The sequence below is a fragment of the Neptunomonas concharum genome (assembly GCF_008630635.1).
Lineage (GTDB): Bacteria > Pseudomonadota > Gammaproteobacteria > Pseudomonadales > Balneatricaceae > Neptunomonas > Neptunomonas concharum.
The window spans coordinates 286,308-311,171 of record NZ_CP043869.1 but is presented as its reverse complement, the minus strand read 5'-3'; the positions used below and the strand labels follow the sequence as shown (position 1 = coordinate 311,171).

Sequence of the window (24,864 nt, the reverse complement as noted above, 5' to 3'; positions counted from 1 at the left end):
GGCGGCAAATAACCTGAGGAATCGATCAAATGGCACTAAAAGTCGGCATCGTCATGGATCCCATTGACAGTATCAATTTTAAAAAAGACAGTTCGCTTGCGATGTTGCGTGCCGCCCAGGAGAAAGGCTGGGAGCTTTGGTACATGGAGCAAAGCCATGTATATCTTCGAGATGGTAAAGCTTTAGCGAAGATGGCACCGCTGACGGTTAGAATGGATCCAGAAAATTGGTTTACCCGCGGCGAATATCGTAGCGCACCTTTAAGTGACCTAGATGTCATTTTAATGCGCAAAGATCCTCCGTTCGACAATGAGTTTATGTACACCACTCACCTGCTTGAAATGGCTGAAAAAGAGGGAACTTTAGTTGTTAATCGTCCCCAGAGTTTACGAGACTTCAACGAAAAGCTGTTTGCGACACATTTCCCCCAATGCTGCCCTCCAGTCTTGGTTACTCGCGACAATCAGCTTCTAAGGGATTTTCACAAAGAGCATGGCGATGTCATTTTCAAACCATTAGATGGCATGGGCGGCGCTTCGATTTTTCGTATTCGCGAAGATGGTGTCAACTTGGGCGTAATCATCGAAACGCTGACCGATCATGGGAAGCAGACAATCATGGCGCAAAAGTATATCCCCGAAATTGTAGACGGTGACAAACGTATTTTAATGATTAATGGCGAACCTATCCCTTATGCGCTTGCTCGCATCCCTACAGGGGGCGAAACACGAGGTAACTTAGCAGCAGGTGGGCGAGGAGAAGGCAGACCACTGACAGATCGTGACCGCTGGATCTGCGAACAAGTAGGCCCTTCATTAAAAGCACAGGGATTGCTTTTTGTTGGCCTAGACGTGATTGGTGATTACCTAACCGAAATCAACGTAACCAGCCCAACCTGTATCCGCGAGTTGGATACGCAGTTCGATCTAGACATTGCTGGTCAACTCATGGATGCCATCGAAGCACAACGGAAAGGTTCTGAGTGATCAACGCAGCACCTTCTCTACCAAAACCCAAGTCGATCACCCCGGTTGACCGACTTGGTTTCACCCTGTTTATGGCAGTGGCTCTACATGCTGTTGCCATTATGGGTAGCTCCTTCGTTAACACCCAAAAAGCGCCTCCTATCAGAACGCTAGAGATCACCTTGGCGCAACAGCCCACTGAAACCAAACCCAAAGAGGCCGACTTCCTTGCCCAAGCGAATCAGGAAGGAAGCGGAACACTGGAAGAAAAGAGACTACTTTCTACAACGGAAAAGTCTGTCTTTCAGGATGACAAAATACGTGACCAAGCAGCACTACCCACGCCTCAGATTGAGGAGCCAACACCCCTCACCAGCGAACAGCCTAAAGCGGTAATATCTGATAAAGACGGTAGCGCGGAGCGGACCGAAAAAACACCTCGCAAGGTTGTGACAACAACAGAAAAGAAAAAGACGCAGCGCTCCCCTAAGCCTAAAAAAACCGAAGCGACTAAGAGCCAACCCAAGAGCGGTCAATCCAGCGCACTACTCGCCCATAGTTTAGAGATTGCTAATTTACAAGCGCAACTCAAAATGCAGCAGGAACAGTTTGCAAAGCGGCCTAGAGTTCGCCGTTTAACCTCCGTTTCAACCACTATTCATGAAGATGCGATCTATCTTGATAATTGGCGACGACGTGTCGAGATGATCGGCAATCTTAACTATCCAGAAGATGCGCGGAAGAATAAGCTGTATGGCACGCTAAGGGTATTAGTTTCTATCAAACCTGACGGCAGCCTGAAAAACGTTGAAATACTGAAGTCTTCAGGGCATAAAACCCTTGATGATGCTGCCGTTCGTATCGTCAGACTCGCCGCGCCTTTCCAACCGTTCAGCGTCGAGATGCGAAAAAGCACAGATATTCTCGAAATTATCCGCACCTGGAAATTTGAGAAAACCACACATTTGTACTAAACCTATTAAGGTCAGTTTCAACTTTAACGTGTGGTTTTATCATGTCTGAAATGAAGACCTGTTTACGCGATAACTTTCTTATCTCAATGCCTCATCTCGACGATGATGAGTTTGCCGAGACTATTATCTATATCTGCGACCACAGCGAGTATGGCGCTATGGGGCTTGTCATCAATCGCCCCATGAGTTTCTGCTTAGACGAGATGCTCAGCCATCTAGAACTCCTCTCCAAGCCTGAAGCAGCCACAACCCCCATCTACGCTGGCGGCCCTTTACAAAATGACAGAGGCTTCGTACTACACAGGAACTTATTAGGTAATCCATGGCTTTCTAGCCGCTCCATTACCGATGAGATCACATTAACCACCTCCCTTGATATTCTGGAAGCACTAGGGCAAGGCCTCCCTACAAATAATGAAATACTCATAGCACTTGGCTATGTAGGCTGGGGGGCTGGCCAACTGGAGCAGGAAATTAGTGACAATGTCTGGTTAAGCTGCCCGTCAAATTCAGATATAATGTTTAATATGCCTGCAGAGGAAAGAATGCAGGCCGCCGCCGCATTGCTGGGGGTTAACTTAAATCTACTGACAGCCCACTCAGGGCATGCTTAATAAGATAACTAATGATACAACCCAGCCAACAACTGCTGGCTTTTGATTTTGGTACGCGCCGCATAGGGCTTGCCATCGGCCAGTCATTAACTGCCACCTCTACGGCACTTGCTCCTATTTCAGCACAAGATGGCAAACCTGACTGGGTAGCTTTGGATAAAGTCATGGAAACATGGCTGCCCGACGCACTGATCGTAGGCATCCCTCTCAATATGGATGGCTCCATCAGTGACATGTCACGACGCGCACGTAAGTTCGCCAATCGCATTCAAGATCGCTATCAAAAGCCTTGTTACCTCATTGACGAACGCCTCTCCACCAGCGAAGCCAAAGAGATACATTTTTCGAGAGGCGGAAGCAATAATTTCCGCAAAGAGTCGGTAGATGGGCTTGCCGCTCAAATTATTTTTGATCGCTGGATCAACAGCACTCAACACATTCCAAGTCACACCCGACTGGAGGACCTTTATGGTAACGGGAACGCTTAACGTCGACATCCTGCTCGACAAAATGGCATCTGAATTAAGTACACTGCTTACGCACCGACAAATAGATAACCCCTTAGTGATTGGCATAAGAACAGGCGGCATCTGGATCGCTGAGCGTTTGCATAATGCCCTTGAGCTTGATAGCCCAATAGGTACCTTAGATATTTCATTCTATCGTGACGACTTCTCGCAGATTGGCCTTAACCCTAAAGTACAGGCATCTCAACTACCCTGCCCTACGGAAGGCAGAGATATTATTCTGGTTGACGATGTCATTATGAGCGGCCGTACAATTCGCGCAGCGATGAATGAGTTATTTGACTACGGGCGCCCAGCTTCTGTCACTTTGGTAACCCTGTTAGATTTACAACGTAGGGAGTTACCTATTCAAGCCGATGTATACGGCGGCACATTAACACTCGGCCCAAATCAGCAAATAAAACTGACAGGGCCAGAACCTTTGTCCCTCGACATTCGCCAGAAAGACTAACCCCGACCCGGAGCATGCCATGTTTGCAACAAAAGATCCCAATCGCATTCAGCTGAACCGCGAAGGGCACCTAAAGCACTTTATTACGATTGAAGGTCTGTCTCGTGAGACGCTTACTGAGATACTGGATACCGCCGACTCTTTTGTGGACATGAGCGCCCAACAGGTCAAAAAAGTTCCACTGCTTCGGGGCAAGACCGTCGTTAATCTTTTTTTTGAAGCCAGCACTCGGACTTTAAGTACTTTTGAGTTGGCGGCAAAGCGTTTATCCGCAGACGTATTGAACTTAAATATTAGTACCTCTTCCACCTCAAAAGGCGAGACCCTCAAAGATACATTGCAAACACTAGAGGCAATGCATTCTGACATGTTCGTGGTGCGACATTCAGATAGCGGTGCTGCGCACTTTATTGCAGAACATGTTACTCCTAATGTTGCTGTCATTAACGCAGGCGATGGACGCCACGCCCACCCTACGCAAGCCATGCTCGACATGATGACAATCCGACGCCACAAAGGTGACTTTGCACCTTTGGTTGTGACCATTGTGGGTGATATTCTCCACTCTCGGGTTGCCCGCTCACAAATACATGCTTTACGCACGCTAGGGGTTGCCGAAATACGGGTCGTTGCCCCCATTACTCTACTGCCTCGGCATATAGAAATGCTGGGAGTCAAAGTGTTTACCCATATGGAAGCAGGTCTAAAAGACGCCGATGTTGTCATCATGCTGCGGTTACAAAAAGAGCGTATGCAAAGCGCCCTACTCCCTAGCGAAGCTGAGTTTTACAAACTTTATGGTTTGACTAACGAAAAACTAAAACATGCACACCCTGATGTCGTGGTAATGCACCCTGGCCCGATAAATCGAGGGGTCGAGATAGAGTCTGCGGTTGCCGATGGTCCACGCTCGCTAATTCTAGATCAAGTAACCAATGGCATTGCCGTACGCATGGCTGTCATGTCTATGTCTATGAGCGGCCAAATGGCCGAGAAAAACTTTAAGGCGGAGGTCTGATCAATGTTGGTGATTAAAAACGGGCGGGTTATCGATCCCAAGAATCAGATTGATCAGGTACAAGATGTTTATATCATCGATGGAAAAATCGTTGACTGCGATAAGGTTGACCCCCAGATACAAATAACCAGCACACTGGATGCTACAGGTAAAGTGGTCGCCCCTGGGTTCATTGATCTATCTGCCCATGTTCGCGAGCCTGGGCAAACCCAAAAAGGCACCATCGCCAGCGAAACGGCCGCCGCTGTTGCCGCCGGTATCACCATGCTGGTAACGCCTCCGACAACATCGCCTGTTGTGGATACCGCGGCAGTCGCAGAGTTGATCATTGATCGCTCTGAAGCAAACGGCTTAGCTAAAATCCTTCCAACCGGCGCACTCACTCGCGGCCTCGAAGGACAACAGCTCGCCCCTATGCACGCTTTGCATCGCTCTGGCTGTATCGCTTTTAGTAACGCCCGTGAGCCTGTCCCGAGCGCGTTAGTGATGCTGCGCTGTTTGGAGTATGCAGCCACTCATGATTTCTTGGTTATATTTAAGCCACAGGATCCGGAGCTTACTGGGAAAGGCTGCATGCACGACGATACGACGTGTACCCGCCTGGGTTTAGCAGGTATTCCCGAAACCGCAGAAACAGTTGAATTAGCTCGTTGCTTATTACTTGTTGAACAAACAGGCGTGAGGGCTCATTTTGGGCAGCTTTCCTGCGACCGCTCCGTCAGAATGATTATGGATGCCCGAAAACGCGGCCTAAATGTAACGGCCGATGTTGCGGTCCACCACCTGTTCTTGACCGATGAAAACGTCGATGGATTTGATAGCCAATTCCACGTCATTCCACCATTGCGCAGCCAACTGGATAGAGCAGGGCTACGTCATGCTCTGGTAACAGACGGTATCCAAGCGATTTGCTCAGATCACCAACCCCACGACCCGGCAGCTAAACAAGCGCCCTTTGCTGCGACAGAGCCTGGTATATCCAGCCTTGAAACCCTGCTGCCCCTTGGTCTGATGCTAGTCACACAGCAATTAATTACACTACCTCAGTTAATTGATAAATTAACAGCATCGCCTGCCGCCATACTAGGACTCAATTCTGGCTCTTTAGAGCATGGCGCAGCAGCAGATATCTGCATTTTCGACCCAGAACTTGAGTGGCAATTGAACAGTGAAACCTGCACATCTGCCGGGAAAAACACACCGTTCATGGGAAGTAATCTAATCGGGCGCGTAACGCATACACTGGTGGATGGTAAATTGGTTTATCAGCTCTAGCCGCCCGAGCAGTTTATACTCAAAAAAAAGCCGCGATCGTTCTTCACTTTCGCGGCTTTCTTATATTTACCAACGTTTACATATTACGCACTTCCATCTCACCGGAGAGGTTCATGAAATCTTCCTCTTCCTGCAAGAAGAGCGACTCAGCACTTTCGTTCGCCGATAACTCAGGATTAGTATCGGCACTGAGTTTAATCATCAAGCGCAAATCGTTTGCTGAATCGGCATGGGCTAGTGCCGTGTCGTAATTTACTACGCCATCTTTGTAGAGCTCAAACAACGCCTGATCGAATGTTTGCATACCTAAGTTGGTAGATTTCTTCATAACATCTTTGATTTCATGGACTTCACCCTTACGGATCATATCCTGAATCAGCGGCGTACAAATCATAACCTCGATTGCAGCGCGACGCCCTTTGCCATCTTTCGTCGGCAATAGCTGCTGTGCAACAATCGCCTTAAGGTTCAGCGATAATTCCATCCACAACTGATCATGGTGCTCAGGCGGGAAGAAGCTGACTATTCGATCCAGTGCTTGGTTAGCATTATTCGCATGCAAAGTTGCCATACACAAGTGACCTGTTTCAGCAAACGCTAAGCCATACTTCATCAGTTCCTGAGTTCGGATCTCACCCATCAGAATCACATCAGGCGCTTGTCGCAGCGTGTTTCTAAGAGCAACTTCGAAAGAGTCCGTATCAATACCCACTTCGCGCTGGGTAACAATGCTTTCTTTATGCTCGTGAATATACTCAATAGGGTCTTCAATGGTAATGATATGCCCACGGCTATGGCGATTGCGATAATCAATCATCGACGCCAAGGATGTAGACTTACCCGTTGATGTACCACCAACAAACAGAATCAAGCCTCGCTTCGTCATGGACAGGTCTTTCATGACCGGTGGCAAGTTCAGCTCTTCAAACGAGGGGATAGTGGTATTAATACGTCGCAAAACCATACCGGGGGAGTTTCGTTGCACATAAGCACTGACACGAAAACGCCCTAGTCCTGGCGCACTGATAGCAAAGTTACACTCACGAGTACCTTCGTACTCTGCTATCTGCTTGTCATTCATAGTGGAGTAAACCAATGAGCGCGCTTGAGAAGGCTTCAGCGGCTCTTTCGTCAGCGGCTTGAGCGTACCATCGACTTTTATGCTCGGACGTGCACCTGCCGATACGAACAGATCCGAAGCACCTCGTTCAATCATGACCTTGAGTAGTTGCGTAAACTCCACTATCTCTTTCTCCTAAAAAAATCCTAACAAGCCTGACATTAGAAACCTTGTGGGTTTTTCGCTTTTTGGCGAGCGGACTCACGTGAAATCAATCCCTTTTGTACCAACTCAGTTAATGACTGGTCGAGGGTCTTCATACCAAACGCTGCACCAGTCTGAATCGCCGAGTACATCTGCGCGACCTTATCCTCTCGAATTAAGTTTCTGATCGCTGGCGTGCCTATCATTATTTCATGAGCGGCTACTCGTCCACCATTAATTTTTTTCAATAATGTTTGAGAAATAACACCCTGCAGTGATTCAGATAGCATCGAGCGAATCATATCTTTTTCGGCTGCTGGGAAAACATCGATAACACGGTCAATGGTTTTTGCTGCTGATGTGGTATGCAAGGTACCAAAAACCAAATGCCCAGTTTCAGCAGCAGTGAGCGCAAGACGAATGGTTTCTAAGTCTCGCATCTCACCTACAAGGATCACATCCGGGTCCTCACGAAGTGCTGATCGTAGCGCGTTAGAAAAGCTATGGGTATCACGATGTACTTCACGCTGGTTAATCAGGCTTTTTTTACTTTCATGCACAAATTCTATCGGGTCTTCGATGGTCAAAATATGATCAGAGCGCACCTCATTCACATAATCCACCATAGCCGCTAGTGTCGTAGATTTACCTGACCCGGTAGGCCCTGTTACTAGCACAAGACCACGTGCCTGTAAGGACAAATCCTGAAACACTTTACCCATACCAAGCTCTTCCATCGTAAGTACTTTACTAGGAATGGTACGGAAAACTGCCGCAGCGCCTCGGTTTTGGTTAAATGCGTTCACACGAAAACGCGCCAAACCTGGCACTTCAAAAGAAAAATCCGCTTCCATAGTATCTTCATACTCTTTACGGATCTTATCATTCATAATGTCGTAAATGAGAGTATGGACTTGCTTGTGCTCAAGTGCCGGGAGCTTGATACGACGAACGTCGCCATCCACACGAATCACCGGCGGCATACCTGCAGTAATATGCAGGTCGGAAGCTCCTTGCTGCACCGTAAAAGAGAGAAGTTCTGTAATATCCATAATCTTTAAACTCAAGGCTTACTTAAAATCGTTCGTTCCTTCAGAATAGAAGCATGCATCTAAACCAAAGAACTATCAATTAACTTATGTCTAGCATAGCAGAGAACTTCCAAAGCGTTCGACAACAGATCGATCAGGCAGCGACCCAATCTGCTCGTATGCCGCAAGATATTCACTTATTGGCTGTCAGCAAAACACGTCAGCCAGATGAGCTTCGTGCTCTGTATCAGCTGGGCCAAACCGCTTTTGGCGAAAACTACTTGCAAGAAGCACTGGATAAAATAGAGGCCCTTAACGACTTGCCGATCACTTGGCATTTCATTGGTCCAATTCAATCCAATAAAACCCGTGCAATCGCCGAACACTTCAGCTGGGTACACAGCGTTGATCGGTTAAAAATCGCACAACGTCTCTCAGAGCAACGACCAGCAACGCTACCTCCACTCAATATCTGTTTGCAGATCAATATCAGCAAAGAAGACAGCAAAGCGGGATGTTTACCCAACGAAGCTGAAACATTGCTGAACCAAATGGCTTTGCTGCCCAATATTGTTGTAAGAGGCTTGATGGCGATTCCCAAAGCAACCACAGACTCTGAAGCACAAGCGCATACCTTTACTCAGATGCAAACCTTATTTCATGAGTTAAAAAAGCAACATCCCCTGCTTGATACGCTGTCCATGGGGATGTCAGATGATATGGCAGTCGCCATTGCGCACGGAGCAACGGTTGTCCGCATTGGCACAGCGCTCTTTGGCCCCAGACACTACCCACAGAATTAAGTATACATAGGTGATCACTTTGAAAAACTACCCTACCCTTGCTTTTATTGGTGCCGGAAACATGGCCCGCGCTATTATTGGCGGTCTGATAAAACAGGGATACCCTGCCAATAAAATTTGGGCGAGCGAACCTGACTTATCCCGTATTCAAGACCTGCAAACACAGGGTTTAAATGTTACCGACAGCAATATTGATGTAGTAAGTAATGCTGATGTAGTGGTTCTGGCGGTGAAGCCTCAGATATTAAAAGCAGTGCTCTTGCCTCTAAGCGAGGCCGCTCAACAGAGCAAGCCGCTGTTTATTTCGGTTGCTGCCGGTATTACCTCTAGCAGTATCAATAGATGGCTAGGCGGCAATCAATCCGTAGTTCGCTGTATGCCTAACACACCAGCGCTGGTAGGCCTTGGTGCCAGTGGCTTATTTGCCAATAGCGATGTTAGCGACGAGCAACGCAATCAAGCCGAAGCGGTTATGTCGGCTACTGGCTTAACATTGTGGGTAGAGGATGAACAACAGCTGCACGCGATTACAGCCGTTTCAGGCTCAGGGCCTGCTTATTACTTCCTGTTTATGGAAGCGATGATCTCAGCTGGCGTTCAACAAGGGCTTACCCTTGACGCGGCTACTCAACTCACTTTACAAACAGCTAAAGGCGCTGCCGAAATGGCATTGCAAAGCGATGTAGATCCTGCTGAGCTAAGGCGTCGAGTCACCTCACCTAATGGCACAACAGAACAAGCTATCTTAGCGTTCCAGCGCCATGATCTCGAAGGGATCGTTGCCGATGCTATGGGCGCCTGCGCGACACGCTCTATCGCCATGGCTGAAGAATTAGGTAAATAAGACTAATAACCGGGGTGTTCATTCATCCCCACAAAGACACTATACTGGCACGCAAACAGAACTAACGGGGAATCAATCCAGCCATGGAACAAGATCCGATTACACTCATCATCAGGACACTCGGTGAACTTTTCATTTTCGTCCTACTGATGCGCTTTTTGCTGCAGCTTGCAAAAGCGGACTATTACAACCCGATCTCCCAGTCGATTGTGAAACTGACGCAGGTGCCGCTGACGCCTTTGCAACGGATTCTTCCTAAAGCAGGTCGCATGGACCTCTCCCCCCTTGTACTGGCCTTGGTTGTAAAACTAGGTATGATCGCACTGCTTATCGTGATCTACAAAGGCAGCATTCAGGTTGACATTATCTCTTTAGTCCTAAGAAGTATTGCCGGTCTGGCGAATAGTATTCTCTCAATCTATTTTTGGGCAACGTTAGGTTCCGTCATTATAAGTTGGGTTGCGCCGGGTAGTTATCATCCTGCGCCTCAACTCATTTCTCAACTGACAGAACCACTATTTAAATTAGCGCAAAAAGTTATTCCGCCATTGGGCGGATTGGATCTTTCACCGATTCTGATTTTTCTGGCGATCCAGATTATTCAGGGGCAGCTTGCGCCATTTGCATTGTAGGAATGAACATTGAACGCACGTGAACTGATACCTTATCAAACACCGACCCTCGGTCGCGTGCTGCTATTGCTGTACGAGATGTGATGCTCGACTAAGACCACCCCTGCGTTTTAATTTTTTGTCGAGGTTAATCACGATGCCAACTACATTTGCGGCTGACTCTGTCGGCCTTGTTACTCCTCAAGCGATTGAGTTTACACAGCCTTTAGCTTTGGCTTGCGGAAGAACATTAGACCAATACACGCTCATGGTAGAGACTTATGGTGAGCTAAATGCGGATGCATCCAATGCCATTCTGATCTGTCATGCACTGTCGGGCCATCATCATGTTGCTGGCTATTATGAGGGTGATACCAAGCCGGGCTGGTGGGATTCAGCCATCGGCCCAGGCAAGCCGATTGATACCAACCGCTTTTTCGTGGTTGGGTTAAACAATCTGGGCGGCTGCCACGGCTCCAGCGGCCCTAACCAGATAGACCCAAAAACGGGCAAGCCCTATGGCCCAGACTTTCCTCTGATGACCGTGAAAGATTGGGTCGAAAGCCAAGCACGCCTTGCCGATTATTTAGGTATTCAGCAATGGGCTGCCGTCATCGGTGGCAGCTTAGGAGGCATGCAAGCCTTACAGTGGTCTATTACTTATCCTGACCGCCTGCGCCACTGCATGGTTATTGCCGCCGCGCCTAAGCTCTCTGCGCAGAATATTGCTTTCAATGAGGTCGCACGCCAAGCAATCTCGAAAGACCCCCAGTTTCATGATGGCCGCTACTACGATGTCGGTGAAGTACCTAAAACGGGTTTAATGCTTGCGAGAATGGTTGGGCACATCACCTATCTCTCTGATGATGGCATGCGCGAAAAATTTGGCAGAGAGATGAAAGAAGGTAAGCTTCGGTTTGACTTTAATCCTCAGTTCGAAGTGGAATCCTACTTGCAGTATCAGGGAGAACGTTTCTCAACTGCCTTTGATGCTAATACCTACCTGCTGATGACCAAGGCACTGGACTACTACGATCCGGCCTCTGAGTTTAATGATGATCTGTCACTGGCACTCCAGCAAGCAACCGCGAAATTCATGCTGATCGCGTTCACGACTGACTGGCGCTTCTCCCCAGAACGATCACGCGAGATTCTTGATGCTCTTGTCGATGCAGGTAAAGATGTCTCCTATGCAGAGGTCGACTCACCACAAGGCCATGATGCGTTTCTTATTCCAATTCCACGCTACATGGAGATCTTCCGTGCCTATATGGAGCGCATAGCCGCTGATATACCACCGTCAACACAGGAGAAAGGCAATGCGAGCTGATCTGGAAATCATCCGTGAATGGATACGCCCTAACACCCGCGTCATTGACTTAGGCTGCGGTGAAGGCGAGTTGCTGCGCCATCTGATCAATGAAAAGAACGTACGTGGTTACGGCATCGAGAATGACCATACTAACATTACCGCCTGTATCGAAAAGGGTGTGAATGTTATCGAAAAGGATATTGACCAAGGCTTAGCTTCGCTTAGAGACAACAGTTTTGATACCGTTGTAATGACGCAAGCACTGCAGGTCATGCACCGCCCAGACCTAATCGTTGATGAAATGCTACGTATCGGCAAAGAGTGCATTGTCACTTTTCCAAACTTTGGCCACTGGCGCGCACGTGGCTATTTAGCGCTGCGTGGGCAGATGCCGGTATCTAAGTTTCTGTCCTACTCTTGGTACGACACACCTAACATACATTTTTGCACCTTCAAGGATTTTGAAAGCCTTTGTGTACAGAAAAACATTCACATCCTGAATCGAACCGTTGTGGATAATGAACATCAACATAGATGGTGGACAAACTTATGGCCCAACATGCTGGGCGAAATTGCTATCTACCGAATAACCCGTTAGAAAGAGGTAACACCATGAAAACCTTTATAGCGTTACTACTTAGCTTAATGATTCAGCCAGCGTTGGCAGAGCAATCGGTAGAAACCGATAATTACGTGATCCATTACAACGCTTTCAACAGTACTATCGTAGCGCCTGAAGTAGCCCAACGGCACGGCCTGACACGCAGCCGCTTTACTGCCATGCTCAATGTTGCTGTTTTCGAAAAACAGACCGACGGCAGTGAAAAGGCAGTGCCTGCCGTACTCACTGGGAAAGTGGCTAATCTGATGCAGCAAACCCAACAGTTGCAGTTTAAACCAATCAAGGAAGGCACTGCCCTCTACTACATCGGCAGCTTTACTTTCGGGAACGAGGAGATCATGCACCTGACCCTTGATGTACAGCCAGACCCGAACAAACCGGCAAAAACCATACGCTTTACCCAAAAGTTTTACACGGATTAACCCCATGATTGATCAAATCGTTCTTGCCAGTGGTAACCAAGGCAAACTAAAAGAGTTCGCTCAGATCCTCAAAGCCTATGCTATTGATCTGATACCCCAAACTCAGCTAGGCGTAACCGACGCTGATGAAACGGGTCTCACCTTTGTTGAAAACGCTATTATCAAAGCACGACATGCCTGTGAAGCAACCGGCTTACCCGCGCTTGCAGATGACTCAGGTTTAGAAGTCGATGCACTACTTGGCGCGCCAGGCATCTACTCAGCTCGATATGCCGGTGAAAAGAAAGGGGATAACGCGAATAACGCTAAGTTAACGGAAGCCTTATCCAACACACCCGATAGTGAACGCTCTGCTCGCTATCGCTGCGTGCTGGTATTTATGCGCCACGCAAAAGATCCCATGCCTTTAATCTGCCAAGGAACCCTAGAAGGGATGATTGGCCACACACCTCAAGGCGAGCAAGGCTTTGGCTATGATCCGCTTTTTATCGTCAAAGGGATGGATAAAACAGCAGCCGAACTGACACCAGAAGAGAAGCATGCCATTAGTCACCGCGGCCAAGCGGTACGTGAGTTTATGGAAAAAATTCAGGGCTACCTGAACTAATGCTAAGTTTGCCTCCCTTATCGCTGTATATTCATATCCCTTGGTGCGTTAAAAAGTGCCCTTATTGCGATTTTAACTCTCATGCTGTCAAAGGGGATGGCATACCCGAAGCGGATTACGTAAAAGCGCTTCTGAATGATTTAGCATTAGAGCGACATGCCGCTCAAGGAAGGTCGATCCAAACGATATTCATTGGCGGTGGTACACCTAGCTTGTTTTCAGCACAGGCCATCAGCGATATTTTAGAAGGCGCAAATCAGCTCATACCCTTTAGCCAAGATATAGAAATTACGATGGAAGCTAATCCTGGCACCTTTGAGCAACAACGTTTTGCTGGGTACCTAGCCGCTGGCGTGAATCGTTTATCCGTCGGTATCCAAAGCTTTAACTCAACCCATCTTAGCCATTTAGGCCGAATCCACAGTGGCGAAGAAGCCTATACTGCTGTCGAAACCGCCTTAAAGCTCGGCTATAAACGCCTCAATATCGACCTGATGCATGGGCTACCCGACCAAACGCCAGAACAAGCCCTGCATGATCTAGACACGGCCATAGCACTAGGCCCTGACCATCTTTCTTGGTATCAACTCACCATTGAGCCCAACACCGAATTCTATACCAGGCCGCCAATTATCCCTGCAGACGAGACCTTATGGGACATTCAGCAAGCAGGACAATCACGCTTAAAAGAAGCAGGATTTGACCAGTATGAGATCTCAGCTTATGCGAAAAGCTCCCAGTCACAAGCCCGTCACAACCTCAACTATTGGCAGTTTGGCGACTACATCGGTATCGGAGCGGGCGCGCATGGCAAACTCACTTTCCCAGAAGAAAACCGCATCCTACGCCGCTGGAAACAACGCTCCCCAAAAGCCTATCTACAGCACATCAACCCTTGCGGCGACGAACAGCCAATCTCATCAGATGACCTACCTTTTGAATTCATGATGAATGCTCTAAGGCTACAATCTGGAGTGGAAGAAAGTCTATTCGAGCAAAGAACAGGGCTAAGCCTAACGGTAGTAAGCGAGCAACTGACGCAAGCCCGTAAGCAAGGCTTACTGGAGCCATCACCAAAGCTACAGCCCACTAAACGCGGTCATTTATTCTTGAATGACCTTTTGGAAATATTTATTCCATAAACTTGAAAACGCCGGATTTCTGACTCCTTTACTCTAGAGAAGATACTATCAGTAGTGTTGACGAAGCAATGTAGGCTTTCGCCGAATTACCAATAAGCACTGTAAAAAACCGAAAAGAAATCGCTCTCTGATGTGTAAACAAACTCACTCCTTGCCCACAGCATCTAAGGAAAATGAGTTGTAACTTATTATTAGATATGTAATGATCATTCCATTATGTATTTATGAGTCTAGATTTGACATGGGAAGACCTCGAGTTTTTAACGAAGATCATGTGCTGCGCGGCGTTATGAAAATCTTTTGGCGTAAAGGGTATATGGCAACTTCTGCCGAGGACTTAGTAAAAGCTAGTGGTCTAGGACGCGGTAGTTTATATAATGCTTTTTCGAACAAAGAGACCTTATTTGAGCGCGCCTTAGATTATTACTTAGTACACACGCGCGAGGTGGCATCGGTACTCTCGGACGAGAGCTCTTCAGCAGCAGTGGCTATTCAAACAGTACTTATATCCACTCTTGAGTCGGAAGCTTTAATAAAAATGGGCTGTTTAGTGACTAATACTGCAATTGAGAGAGCCGGGCATGATAAACGCATAAGCCAAATTCTACAGCGACACTTTGATTTATTACGAAAAGCTTTAGTCTTAGCTATAGAGCGAGGGCAAGCGAATAATGAAATAAATTCGGAGCTGAATCCGACTATCGCCGCGGAGCTTTTGCTTACTGTGTTGCAAGGTTTACGCGTACAGGCAAAATCTGGCACAGATTCTGCGATACTTCTTCAGACAATTGATCAAACTTTGAACCTTTACAGGGCTTAATTACATGTAAAAAATATCGGTCTCTTTTCGTATAAACAATGTAACTATTTTTTTATTCAATTTTGTAACAATCGTTACAGAAGGTAAGATAATGAATAACGTAAAAACTCACTCAATCGTAATTGCAGCCTCTGTAATTATAATTGCTCTTAATCTTCGTCCGGCAATAGCCGCTATTTCGCCCCTAGTGGAACAAATTTTAAACTCTACTACATTGAGTGCTTCTGATATTGGCTTACTTAGCACCCTTCCTATCCTACTAATGGGATTAGGGGCTCTACTAGCACAACCATTACGCCAATTTTTGGGAGAAAAAAGTGGCATCACACTAGGTATTGCTATGATTAGTCTTGCCTGTTTCTCGCGCATTTGGGGTGACCGCGATGGATTGATGATTATTTCAGCGATTGTTGCAGGCTTAGGAATTGCTGTAGTTCAAGCCCTATTGCCTGGATACATCAAGCGCGTGTTTTCTAAATCTGCAAGTGGAATGATAGGATTGTATTCTAGTGCTATTGTAGCCGGCGCTGCACTTGCTGCCGCTTCAGCAGTCCCCTTGGCCGAATGGCTAAACTGGGAATCAGCATTGGCTTTATGGGGGGCCCCTGCTGTGCTCGCAATTATGTTATGGCACGTTACATTCTATAAAGACAAGGCAAAAGGGGGTTCCCAGAGCACAACAAAGATAGCGTATCGTCGTGATGTAAGGAGCTTATCTTTACTTATGTTTTTTGGCGTTGGAACCGGCGTGTTCATGTTAATCCTCGCTTGGCTGCCGGCCTATTTTTCCGCACATGCTATGACTGCTGAAACGTCTGGTTTTCTACTAACGTTTTTTATAGTGATTGAGTTGGTTACCGCGCTCCTGTTATCAATGAAAATCAAAAATATAGAAGACAAGCGCTTACTACTTTTGATATCCATTATATCCACTGTCGCCGGCTTAGTTTTTTTGGCATTGTTTCCCACTCAGCTTTCACTGATATCGGTGGCTTTATTAGGACTAGGAATTGGTATTCACTTTCCTCTGTCATTGATAGTCGCTTCTGAACATTTTAACAACCCTCAACATGCAGGCAATCTAACAGCCTATGTCCAAGGAGGCGGTTACATTGTTGCAGCTACTACTCCTGCCTTGGCCGGTTGGATACGGGACAGCTTTGGTCAGATAGATATAATCTGGATGATTATGGGAGGGATGATGGCTTTGCTAACGCCTTTGGCACTTAGCTACTCCCCGCAAAGTTATAGTATTTATTATAAGCGGGTCACTAAAGCAGAAAATGAAAACTTATGAATAAATGCAAGTTTCAACTCGATAGGCTTTATAGCCATGGTCCTACGCTAGGATAGAACCTAAAAATCAATTGCGGTTGCTTCAGCAATAGCGCCAACGCTCAGTTGATTTAAAGAACTATGGCCTTTTTGCTGCACCAAACATGGTTATCGCATCAGGTATCTCCCGCAGGCTCCGGACCTCAGCATCTGGAGCTTTGCCCGCCCCCCATAGTGTCCCATGCAAATTAACCCAGATCGTGCGCATACCCATCTGTTGTGCACCGAGGACATCATGCTCGGGGTGGTCGCCGATATGCACCACTTCATGCGGGTACATGCCGGTATACTGCAGCATTTGTTGGAAGATCTCAGCATCCGGCTTTTCTACGCCTACCTGATCTGCGCTAAACTGAAAGTCCATACAATGGGATAGCCCCACATGCCGAATATCAGCATTACCATTGCTGATAGCGCCAACGATATAACCTGAAGCTTTTAGGGATTCTATAGTTTCCAGCGCGCCTTCAAAAAACTCAACTTGCTGGCGTGCCTGATGAAAAACCTTAAAGCCCTCCTCAGCTAAGGCGCTGGCTTGATCGCAAGAGTAGCCCGAATTCACTAGCCCTAACTCCAGTACTGCCAAACGAATACGGGTGACGCTATAACCTATTTCAGGTTGTACAGTTAACACTTGTTGCTTTAGTTGATTAAGATCCCGCAAGGTGTACATCGCATTAAAGAGAGGTGCATTCTCTGCAAGCCACTCGTACATCGTGTGGTTGGCAGCTCGTACCACTGGATTAACGGCCCACAACGTATCATCAAGGTCGAATGTAACGCACTTAATCATCTTTTTTCCTTGCTCTAGGGTGGGCTTTCTCATACACCTCCATCAAATGTTGAAAATCGAGGTGGGTATATATTTGCGTTGTAGATATATCTTCATGGCCTAGCAGCTCTTGCACAGCACGTAGATCACTGCTGGACTCCAGCATATGACTGGCAAAGCTGTGACGTAATCTATGCGGGTAAACTTTTCCTTGAGTATTCATCTGCTTGGCCCTATGATCAAAGCGCAACTGTGCGCTGCGCACCGTGAGCCTCTGTCCTCTGGCAGAGATAAACAAGGCTGACTCTGCATAATTTGCCCACGTTTCACGATATTTAAGCCACACCTGAAGCGCTTTAACCGCCTGCCCACCCACAGGCAACATACGGGTTTTGCGCCCTTTACCGGTCACAATAAGGCTTGCCGCTCCAAAATCAATATCATGGATATTCAGGCTTATTAACTCAGAAACTCGCAAGCCAGATGAATAAACCAGCTCCATCATCGCTTTATCACGAGCTGAAATCGCATCATCAACCGGAAAAGACAGTAGGTAATTAATCTGATCAACATTTAAAGTTTCAGGCAGAGGTCGTCCGACTTTGGGTGCTTTAACCCCTTGGGCTGGATTTTTTTCCACTAAACCCTGTTTCGCCAGATAACGATAAAAACTACGTATGGATGAAAGGTGACGCTGAATACTCTTAGCTGATAAACCTTCTCGATGGATTTCGGCGACATGGGCCCTGATTTGCCGCTCACTAACATCCGACCACTCGCTTATACGGCAGTCGGCTACAAAGTCGATCAATCGTTGTAGGTCTTGTTGGTAATTGGCACATGTATGAGGAGACAGCTGCCGCTCGGTCTGCAAGTAAACCAAGAAACGGTCAAGATAAGGCGCTAACTGTTCAAGAAAGCGTTGATTTAGCATACCTTACTCAGACTTGTTCCTCATGCAGGATACGGCTGGTTACCCGGCTCATCACTTCCCCAACATAACTAAGGAAAAGTGTACCTTGGCTACTCTGAAAGTAATAAGGGTCGTAGCTGCCAATTGCTAATAAACCCACCGCTTCACCCTTGACCAAAGGCACAACTGCCGCTGATTGTATCTTGACGGCTTCTTCGCCAAACAAGAAACGGTTTTCAATGAGTTGCAGTTGTCCGCACGTCGGCAAGTTGGTGCGAATTAAGGATTCAACGACCCCTGCTGTTTCTCGGGGCAGTATGCGTAAGTTATTAACATTAATAGGCTTTTCACTAAAGAGAATCAATGACGTGGCATCACCATAAAAGTCTCGACACAGACTTTCTTCGATAGCCACGGCAACATCATCCAATGTGGCAGCATCAAGTAGCGCTAATACCATACGCTTCGTTTTTTCAAACTGGCCATCATTATGCCGCGCTATGTCAATCAGGTCCGACAAATGCGTGGTTAGCTGCAGGTTTCGCTCCCTTAGCAATGAGGTTTGCCGCTCCACTAACGATACCGCTTTACCGGTATTATGGGGCACCGTCATCACCTCAAGCAGTGCTTTATGGGTCAGAAAGAAATCCGGATGGCACGCAAGGTAATCTGAAACATCCTTTTCACTCAATCCCTGTTCAGCCTCAAGCCGATTTTCTTTCTGTGTCATAAATATATCTGCCCTTCAAATACCGTAGCTGTCGGCCCTGTCATCATAACAGGATCGTTTTCACCACCTTTCCAACTAATTTTAAGCACACCACCTGGCAGGTTGACCCGAACCGTTTCGTCTAAAAGGCCCCGTAAACGACCTGCAACCACCGCAGCACATGCACCAGTTCCACATGCCATGGTTTCACCAGCACCGCGCTCGTATACACGAAGCCGTACTTCGCTAGGAGACACTACCTGCATAAAACCAATGTTAGCCTTAGCAGGGAAGCGCGAATGAGGCTCTAGCAGCGGCCCCAGCGTTTCAACCGGTGCGCTATCCACATTATCGACCACCAACACACCGTGGGGATTACCCATAGAAACAGCGGACAGCGTAACGCTTTCATTACCAACTTCTACCTCGTAGGTTGGCGAAGCCTGCTCTGCCTGAAATGGGATATTCGCAGGCTGCAACTCAGGCGCTCCCATGTTGACCTCAACTTGCTGATGATCACGAATCCGCAGCACCGCTTGGCCATTTGCCGTTTCGACATGGATTTCATCTTTCGTCGTCAGACGCTTATCTCTGACAAAGCGAGCAAAACAGCGCGCACCGTTACCACAATGTTCAACCTCCGACCCATCGGCATTAAATATGCGGTAACGAAAATCCATATCGGGATTGGCCGGAGGCTCGACCAGCAACAACTGATCAAAACCTATACCTAGATGACGATCGGCTAACTTTTTGACTTTATCTTCGCTAAAGCGTACTCGCTGTGTGACGAGATCGACTACCATAAAGTCGTTACCTAGCCCATGCATTTTTGTAAACCGAACCAGCATACTAGTTACCCTTTGGCAGCAGTGTCTCACCACGCATTAAGTCATGCAGCGTTTCTCTGGCACGGATTTCATGCATGGCATTGTCATCAATCATCACCTCAGCCGCACGAGGACGCGTGTTGTAATTGGAGCTCATTACAAAGCCGTAGGCTCCTGCCGAGCACACCGCTAACAAATCACCTTCTTGCAAGTTCAGCTGACGATCTTTACCCAGAAAGTCACCCGTTTCGCACACAGGCCCCACTAGATCATAAGGCTGAGTCTCACCTTCGCGGATCTCTACAGGGATAATTTCTTGATAAGCGCTGTACAGTGATGGGCGTATCAAATCATTCATAGCGCCATCAATAATGGCAAAGTTTTTATGCTCGTTGCATTTCAAAAACTCTACACGGGTTAACATCACCCCCGCATTGGCAACAATGGATCGACCAGGTTCGAAGATCAGCCCCATATCCCGATCAGCCATTTTTTCTAGCACCGCAGCAATATAGGCTTGTGGCGTAGGGGGCGTTTCATCGGTGTAACAAACACCCAATCCACCGCCTAGGTCGAGGTGCTGAATAATAATGCCCTTCTCTGCCAACGCATCCACCAGCGCTAACAAACGATCTAATGCATCCATAAAAGGGGCGATTTCTGTTAACTGACTACCGATATGGCAGTCCATACCCACGACATGAACGTGCTCAAGGCTAGCGGCATGTGTGTAGATACGATCCGCTTCTGCGATCGCGATACCAAATTTGTTCTCTTTCAGACCCGTCGAAATATAGGGGTGAGTCCCCGCATCCACATCAGGATTCACTCGGAAGGAGATATCCGCCACTTTGCCACATTCACCAGCTACCTGATTGACTCGCTCAAGTTCAGACTCTGACTCGATATTGAAGCAATGAATACCCACGTCCAACGCTCGAACGATTTCATGAGGTTGCTTGCCTACACCAGAGAAAACAATCTTCTCAGGCTGAGCGCCCGCTTTGAGTACCCGCTCCAACTCTCCAAGAGAGACGATATCAAAACCCGCCCCTAAGCGAGCCAGAATATTTAAAACCGCCAAGTTGCTATTGGCCTTTACCGCGTAGCAAACAAGTGCTTTTTTTCCTTCAAGCGCTTGAGAATAGGCGAGATAAGCACGCTCAATCGCATCACGAGAATATACATAAGTAGGTGTGCCAAAGCGCTCCGCTACTTGGCTTAATAGAACTTCTTCGCAATGCAAGCGACCATTGCGATATTCAAAACTATCCATTATCTATCTCTATTGCAGAACTTATTGCGCGTTTTGCTGGGCAGGGGCATCTGGCTCAGGTAGATATAACGGCCCTTTTTGCCCGCAACCTGATAGCAGTAATACTCCAGCAATAATTCCAATCCAGCAAAATTTCACGATCATGTTCTCATTTGTAGGTTAATGGCCAGATTATAACCTTGAATGTGGGTTAATGAGTACCGTTCAAAAGCTGATATACTCTACAGCCTGCTATTTATCTTTCACTAGAGTCTAATGATGAGCATGATGACAGAATCCGATTTTTACCAGCATGTCGATGAAACACTTCAGAAGATTGAAGAGCAACTCGATGAAGCAGAAACCGATCTTGACTACCTGATTAGCGGTGGTGTGTTGACCATTAAGTGTGAGAACGGCAGCCAGATCATTTTTACACGTCAGACTCCTGTCAGACAGCTATGGTTGGCAACTAAAGAGGGCGGGTATCACTTTGACTACGACGCTTCCTCTAAAACGTGGCTAAGGGATAGCGATCAGGCAACGATAAAAACAGTGTTTGAAGCGGCCTTCACCACTCAAGCAGGTGAGCAGCTATCTTTTGATATTTAAAATAGATAGGGCGTGACTTCGTGATAGACACGATCCAGCGCCCCTCTCTGAGAATCCGCGTAAGCTTTCGCTATGCTACCTAGCTGCTGGCGCTTTTGTGGCACCTCAATTAGTTGATTTATACAGGCTGCAGTCTGTTCAAAAGAATTAACCAGCAACATGCCACCTTTTTCTGCCATCGCAGCACTTATCGCCGCAAAGTTATGGTGATATGGCCCCATAATCACAGGTGTGCCCAATGCTGCTGGCTCCACAGGATTGTGCCCGCCCACATCAACAAAACTGCCTCCCATAACGACCAGATCTGCCGCCGCATACAGCCCCATTAATTCGCCCATGCTATCTCCAAGATAAACACGCGTACGCTTATCGGGCAACACCCCTTCAGAGCGACGCTTCGCCTGCGGGTCTACCTTCAAGCACTGATCCCATACTGAGTCAAAGCGCTCTGGGTGTCGGGGCACAATAATCAACAGAAGGTCAGGGTAACGCTGCCAAACAGACTGCATCATTGTAAGGCATTGTTGCTCCTCATCAGAATGGCTGCTCGCTAAAACCACCGTGAAGCGTTCACCCGCACGTGTGCGCACAGCATGCCCCTGCGCTAATAGAGAATCATCAATAGAGAAGTCAAACTTAATGCTACCCGAAATCCGGACCCGATCAGAAGGCATGCCTAAGGCAGCAAAGCGCTTTGCATCAGCCTCGCCTTGTGCAATTAGCAGGGTTAGCTTAGATAACATCTGCGCCGTTAAGCACTCAATCTTCTGATACCCTTTTAAGGAGCGCTCGGATAAACGCGCATTCACCACCATCACTGGCACGTTCTTTTGGTGGCATGTGTGAATCATATTTGGCCACAGTTCGGTCTCAACAATCATACAGGCCCGTGGTTTGATACGACTTAAAAAGCGGTTAAGCGCAAAAGGTAGGTCGTATGGGCAATAAATATGATGGACACTTGACCCAAAGTGAGCACTTACTCTACTCGCCCCTGTGGGTGTCATGGTCGTTATTAAGATCGGCATATCCGGCCGCTCGACTAACAACCGTTCGACGAGTGGAATAATCGCAACCGCTTCTCCTACAGAAACGGCGTGTATCCATAGCGGAGGATTACCCGTTAAGGCAGGCACATAACCTAACCGCTGCCACCAACGCTCCCGATAACCTGCAGCGTTTCGTCCGCGCCAATAAAGGCGCAGCAAAATAACAGGCAAGGCCATAAAAAAGATCAGGCTATACAGCCAGCGACGCCATTCATGCATCGTTCGACTCACTGAACTGCAAACGGTGAAGCTGGGCATACGCGCCCTGTTTAGCCATCAACTCTTGATGCGAGCCCATCTCTACGATGCGTCCCTGATCCATCACAACAATCTTATCTGCACTCTCAATGGTAGACAGTCGATGGGCTATCACGAGGGTAGTTCGGTTTTTCATAACCTCTTCAAGAGCGCTTTGAATATGACGCTCAGATTCGGTATCTAACGCAGAGGTTGCTTCATCCATAATTAAGATGGGTGCATCTTTGAGGATGGCGCGAGCAATGGCGATACGTTGACGCTGGCCACCGGACAAGAGAACACCACTTTCCCCTACACGGGTCTGTAGCCCCTCGGGTAAACGCTGAACGAACTCCATAACATGGGCCGCCTGTGCTGCTGCACGTATTTGCGCCTCGCTCGCACTGGCCATAGTACCGTAAGCGATATTCTCGGCAATGGTGCCATTAAACAACACCACATTTTGGCTAACTAATGCGATCTGCGCCCTTAGAGAAGCTAACTGATAATCCTCAATCGACCTGCCATCTAATAAGACCTTACCAACCCAACCATCATTAAACCGTGGAATAATACTGGCAATGGTTGACTTACCACTACCGGATTTACCGACAAGGGCAACGGTTTCACCGGCCGCCAGCGTTAATGTTAAATCCGACAGCACCGGCTCCTCAGTCCCCGGATAGGTATAGGACACAGAACGAAAAGACAACTCGCCCCGGACTCGGCTTACCTTTTTTTGGCCTTTATCCTTTTCGCCTTCACAATCCATAATGGCAAACACAGCCTCAGCGGCCGAGATCCCTTTTTGGATCATCACATTAACTTCCGTCAGCATTCGCAACGGTTTGGTGATCATACCAGCAGCCGTTATAAACGCGACAAACTCTCCGGTAGACATGCTCCCCATCACAGAAGGAGCCATGGCCAAATACATAAGTGCAGCTAGGGCCATCGCAACCAATAGCTGAACAATAGGCGTATTGATGGACTCTGCGACCACCAACTTCATAAACTGCCGACGGTTCAATTCACTGGCATCATGAAAGCGTTTCTGTTCAAACTCGCTACCACCGTAAATACGCACCACCTGATAACCTTTAATCGACTCAGATGCAGAGCTTGTGATATCCCCTACCGATTTCTGAATTCTACGGCCCAGTTTGCGCATACGCTTGGAGGCGATACTCACCACGATACCAATGAAAGGTGCTGCGGTTATAAAGATAAGCGTTAGCTTCCAATTAAGGTAAAACAGATACCCAAACAAGCCAATTACCGTTAACCCCTCCCGAATCAACACCTTTACCGCATCGGTCACCGCACCGGTCACCTGCTCGACATTAAAGGTTAACTTAGAAAGCATCTCACCGCTGGAATGCTGATTATAAAAGTTTGCAGGCAAGAGAAGCATCCGATCAAACAAGTCGGTTCTCAACCCGTGGACGACAAAGCGAGCTACATAACTGATACAGTAATTCCCCAGAAAAGTACCGATTCCCCTGAGTAAAAAAATGCCGAGCACCGCCAACGCCAGCCAAGTGCGCTCATCCAAGCGCCCCTGCTGTACGGAGTCCACTACGCTTTCCAGCCATTTTGCAGACATCGCTTGAGATGCACCATAAAGTGCATACCCTATAAACGCGACTAGGAAAACGGGCCAGTAGGGCTTGGCGTAAGATAATAATCGCTTATAAACTGCCCAACTTTTGGGTGGTTCCTGATCAGTTTGTGTATCCAACGGAGCAACTTCTCTTGATTCAGCATGAGATAAGGCATTATAACCTGCTTTGTTAACGATTTGCTGCAACAAGCAAAGGCTCATACAATCACCTCATGTTTACAGACCC

Annotated in this window: 28 protein-coding genes; 18 read left to right on the top strand and 10 right to left on the bottom strand. The window is 47.6% G+C overall.

Going from position 1 to position 24,864, the window contains the following annotated elements; all coding sequences use genetic code 11:
* Positions 1–29: 29 nt before the first annotated feature.
* The 7 genes from gshB to F0U83_RS01460 are packed head-to-tail and all read left to right on the top strand — an operon-like array spanning position 30 to position 5,824.
* On the top strand, positions 30–986 hold the full coding sequence (gene gshB, locus F0U83_RS01490; RefSeq protein ID WP_138986185.1) for a glutathione synthase: 957 nt from the start codon (positions 30–32) through the stop codon (positions 984–986).
* Positions 983–1,939 (top strand): energy transducer TonB, encoded by a 957-nt coding sequence (locus F0U83_RS01485; protein ID WP_246077593.1) that lies wholly within the window; start codon positions 983–985, stop codon positions 1,937–1,939. The genes gshB and F0U83_RS01485 overlap by 4 nt, the downstream gene beginning before the upstream one ends.
* A gap of 41 nt (positions 1,940–1,980) precedes the next feature.
* Entirely contained in the window at positions 1,981–2,553 is a 573-nt protein-coding gene (locus F0U83_RS01480; protein WP_138986184.1) for a YqgE/AlgH family protein, read from the top strand.
* 11 nt (positions 2,554–2,564) lie between these two features.
* Positions 2,565–3,041, top strand: a complete 477-nt coding sequence (gene ruvX, locus F0U83_RS01475) for a Holliday junction resolvase RuvX (protein ID WP_138986183.1) — start codon at positions 2,565–2,567, stop codon at positions 3,039–3,041.
* Positions 3,022–3,531 carry a bifunctional pyr operon transcriptional regulator/uracil phosphoribosyltransferase PyrR gene (gene pyrR, locus F0U83_RS01470; protein ID WP_138986182.1) on the top strand — a complete coding sequence of 170 codons (510 nt, stop codon included), beginning with the start codon at positions 3,022–3,024 and terminating at the stop codon, positions 3,529–3,531. Before ruvX ends, pyrR begins: the two co-directional genes overlap by 20 nt.
* A 19-nt stretch (positions 3,532–3,550) precedes the next feature.
* Positions 3,551–4,549 carry an aspartate carbamoyltransferase catalytic subunit gene (locus F0U83_RS01465; RefSeq protein ID WP_138986181.1) on the top strand — a complete coding sequence of 333 codons (999 nt, stop codon included), beginning with the start codon at positions 3,551–3,553 and terminating at the stop codon, positions 4,547–4,549.
* A gap of 3 nt (positions 4,550–4,552) precedes the next feature.
* The gene (locus F0U83_RS01460; RefSeq protein WP_138986180.1) at positions 4,553–5,824 is read left to right on the top strand and encodes a dihydroorotase; all 1,272 of its coding nucleotides are present in this window, start codon (positions 4,553–4,555) and stop codon (positions 5,822–5,824) included.
* 76 nt (positions 5,825–5,900) lie between these two features.
* Here F0U83_RS01460 and F0U83_RS01455 read toward each other — a convergent pair whose 3' ends face one another.
* The gene (locus F0U83_RS01455; RefSeq protein WP_138986179.1) at positions 5,901–7,067 is read right to left on the bottom strand and encodes a PilT/PilU family type 4a pilus ATPase; all 1,167 of its coding nucleotides are present in this window, start codon (positions 7,065–7,067) and stop codon (positions 5,901–5,903) included.
* Positions 7,068–7,105: 38 nt separating this feature from the next.
* On the bottom strand, positions 7,106–8,140 hold the full coding sequence (locus F0U83_RS01450) for a type IV pilus twitching motility protein PilT (protein ID WP_138986178.1): 1,035 nt from the start codon (positions 8,138–8,140) through the stop codon (positions 7,106–7,108).
* Between the two features lie 86 nt (positions 8,141–8,226).
* On the opposite strand from F0U83_RS01450, the gene F0U83_RS01445 reads away from it, so the two are divergent.
* The 10 genes from F0U83_RS01445 (at position 8,227) to F0U83_RS01400 (ending at position 16,599) form a co-directional block, all read left to right on the top strand.
* Positions 8,227–8,922 carry a YggS family pyridoxal phosphate-dependent enzyme gene (locus tag F0U83_RS01445; RefSeq protein WP_138986177.1) on the top strand — a complete coding sequence of 232 codons (696 nt, stop codon included), beginning with the start codon at positions 8,227–8,229 and terminating at the stop codon, positions 8,920–8,922.
* A 10-nt stretch (positions 8,923–8,932) separates the two neighbouring features.
* Positions 8,933–9,766, top strand: a complete 834-nt coding sequence (gene proC, locus F0U83_RS01440) for a pyrroline-5-carboxylate reductase (protein WP_338036380.1) — start codon at positions 8,933–8,935, stop codon at positions 9,764–9,766.
* An 83-nt stretch (positions 9,767–9,849) separates the two neighbouring features.
* Complete coding sequence (locus F0U83_RS01435; protein WP_138986176.1) at positions 9,850–10,398, top strand: YggT family protein; 549 nt, start codon at positions 9,850–9,852, stop codon at positions 10,396–10,398.
* Between the two features lie 136 nt (positions 10,399–10,534).
* Positions 10,535–11,707, top strand: coding sequence for a homoserine O-succinyltransferase MetX (gene metX, locus F0U83_RS01430; RefSeq protein WP_138986175.1), 1,173 nt, complete (start codon positions 10,535–10,537; stop codon positions 11,705–11,707).
* Entirely contained in the window at positions 11,697–12,287 is a 591-nt protein-coding gene (metW, locus tag F0U83_RS01425; RefSeq protein WP_138986174.1) for a methionine biosynthesis protein MetW, read from the top strand. The genes metX and metW overlap by 11 nt, the downstream gene beginning before the upstream one ends.
* A 14-nt stretch (positions 12,288–12,301) precedes the next feature.
* Positions 12,302–12,733 carry a DUF4426 domain-containing protein gene (locus F0U83_RS01420; protein WP_138986173.1) on the top strand — a complete coding sequence of 144 codons (432 nt, stop codon included), beginning with the start codon at positions 12,302–12,304 and terminating at the stop codon, positions 12,731–12,733.
* Between the two features lie 4 nt (positions 12,734–12,737).
* Entirely contained in the window at positions 12,738–13,340 is a 603-nt protein-coding gene (gene rdgB / locus F0U83_RS01415) for an RdgB/HAM1 family non-canonical purine NTP pyrophosphatase (RefSeq protein WP_138986172.1), read from the top strand.
* The gene (hemW, locus tag F0U83_RS01410) at positions 13,340–14,482 is read left to right on the top strand and encodes a radical SAM family heme chaperone HemW (protein ID WP_138986171.1); all 1,143 of its coding nucleotides are present in this window, start codon (positions 13,340–13,342) and stop codon (positions 14,480–14,482) included. The genes rdgB and hemW overlap by 1 nt, the downstream gene beginning before the upstream one ends.
* A gap of 202 nt (positions 14,483–14,684) precedes the next feature.
* Positions 14,685–15,302, top strand: coding sequence for a TetR/AcrR family transcriptional regulator (locus tag F0U83_RS01405; protein ID WP_138986170.1), 618 nt, complete (start codon positions 14,685–14,687; stop codon positions 15,300–15,302).
* 91 nt (positions 15,303–15,393) lie between these two features.
* On the top strand, positions 15,394–16,599 hold the full coding sequence (locus F0U83_RS01400; RefSeq protein ID WP_138986169.1) for an MFS transporter: 1,206 nt from the start codon (positions 15,394–15,396) through the stop codon (positions 16,597–16,599).
* A gap of 117 nt (positions 16,600–16,716) precedes the next feature.
* Here F0U83_RS01400 and F0U83_RS01395 read toward each other — a convergent pair whose 3' ends face one another.
* From F0U83_RS01395 to lptM, 6 genes are read right to left on the bottom strand one after another with little or no spacing between them, the layout of a single operon-like run.
* On the bottom strand, positions 16,717–17,430 hold the full coding sequence (locus tag F0U83_RS01395) for an HAD family hydrolase (RefSeq protein ID WP_170221692.1): 714 nt from the start codon (positions 17,428–17,430) through the stop codon (positions 16,717–16,719).
* A complete protein-coding gene (xerC, locus tag F0U83_RS01390) occupies positions 17,423–18,343 on the bottom strand; it encodes a tyrosine recombinase XerC (protein WP_138986167.1) in 921 nt (306 codons plus the stop codon). Before xerC ends, F0U83_RS01395 begins: the two co-directional genes overlap by 8 nt.
* A gap of 7 nt (positions 18,344–18,350) precedes the next feature.
* Entirely contained in the window at positions 18,351–19,052 is a 702-nt protein-coding gene (locus F0U83_RS01385) for a DUF484 family protein (RefSeq protein ID WP_138986166.1), read from the bottom strand.
* On the bottom strand, positions 19,049–19,882 hold the full coding sequence (gene dapF / locus F0U83_RS01380; protein WP_138986165.1) for a diaminopimelate epimerase: 834 nt from the start codon (positions 19,880–19,882) through the stop codon (positions 19,049–19,051). The genes F0U83_RS01385 and dapF overlap by 4 nt, the downstream gene beginning before the upstream one ends.
* Position 19,883: 1 nt before the next feature.
* Entirely contained in the window at positions 19,884–21,137 is a 1,254-nt protein-coding gene (gene lysA / locus F0U83_RS01375; RefSeq protein WP_138986164.1) for a diaminopimelate decarboxylase, read from the bottom strand.
* Between the two features lie 21 nt (positions 21,138–21,158).
* Complete coding sequence (gene lptM, locus F0U83_RS01370) at positions 21,159–21,281, bottom strand: LPS translocon maturation chaperone LptM (protein ID WP_138986163.1); 123 nt, start codon at positions 21,279–21,281, stop codon at positions 21,159–21,161.
* A 114-nt stretch (positions 21,282–21,395) separates the two neighbouring features.
* Here lptM and cyaY point away from each other — a divergent pair, with 114 nt between their 5' ends.
* Positions 21,396–21,728: an iron donor protein CyaY gene (gene cyaY / locus F0U83_RS01365; RefSeq protein WP_246077590.1), complete on the top strand. Its 333-nt coding sequence runs from the start codon at positions 21,396–21,398 to the stop codon at positions 21,726–21,728.
* Here the strand turns inward: cyaY and waaA are convergent.
* Complete coding sequence (waaA, locus tag F0U83_RS01360; RefSeq protein ID WP_138986162.1) at positions 21,725–22,996, bottom strand: lipid IV(A) 3-deoxy-D-manno-octulosonic acid transferase; 1,272 nt, start codon at positions 22,994–22,996, stop codon at positions 21,725–21,727. The two genes, cyaY and waaA, sit on opposite strands and share 4 nt — an antisense overlap.
* The gene (gene msbA, locus F0U83_RS01355) at positions 22,989–24,839 is read right to left on the bottom strand and encodes a lipid A export permease/ATP-binding protein MsbA (protein ID WP_138986161.1); all 1,851 of its coding nucleotides are present in this window, start codon (positions 24,837–24,839) and stop codon (positions 22,989–22,991) included. The genes waaA and msbA overlap by 8 nt, the downstream gene beginning before the upstream one ends.
* Positions 24,840–24,864: the final 25 nt, after the last annotated feature.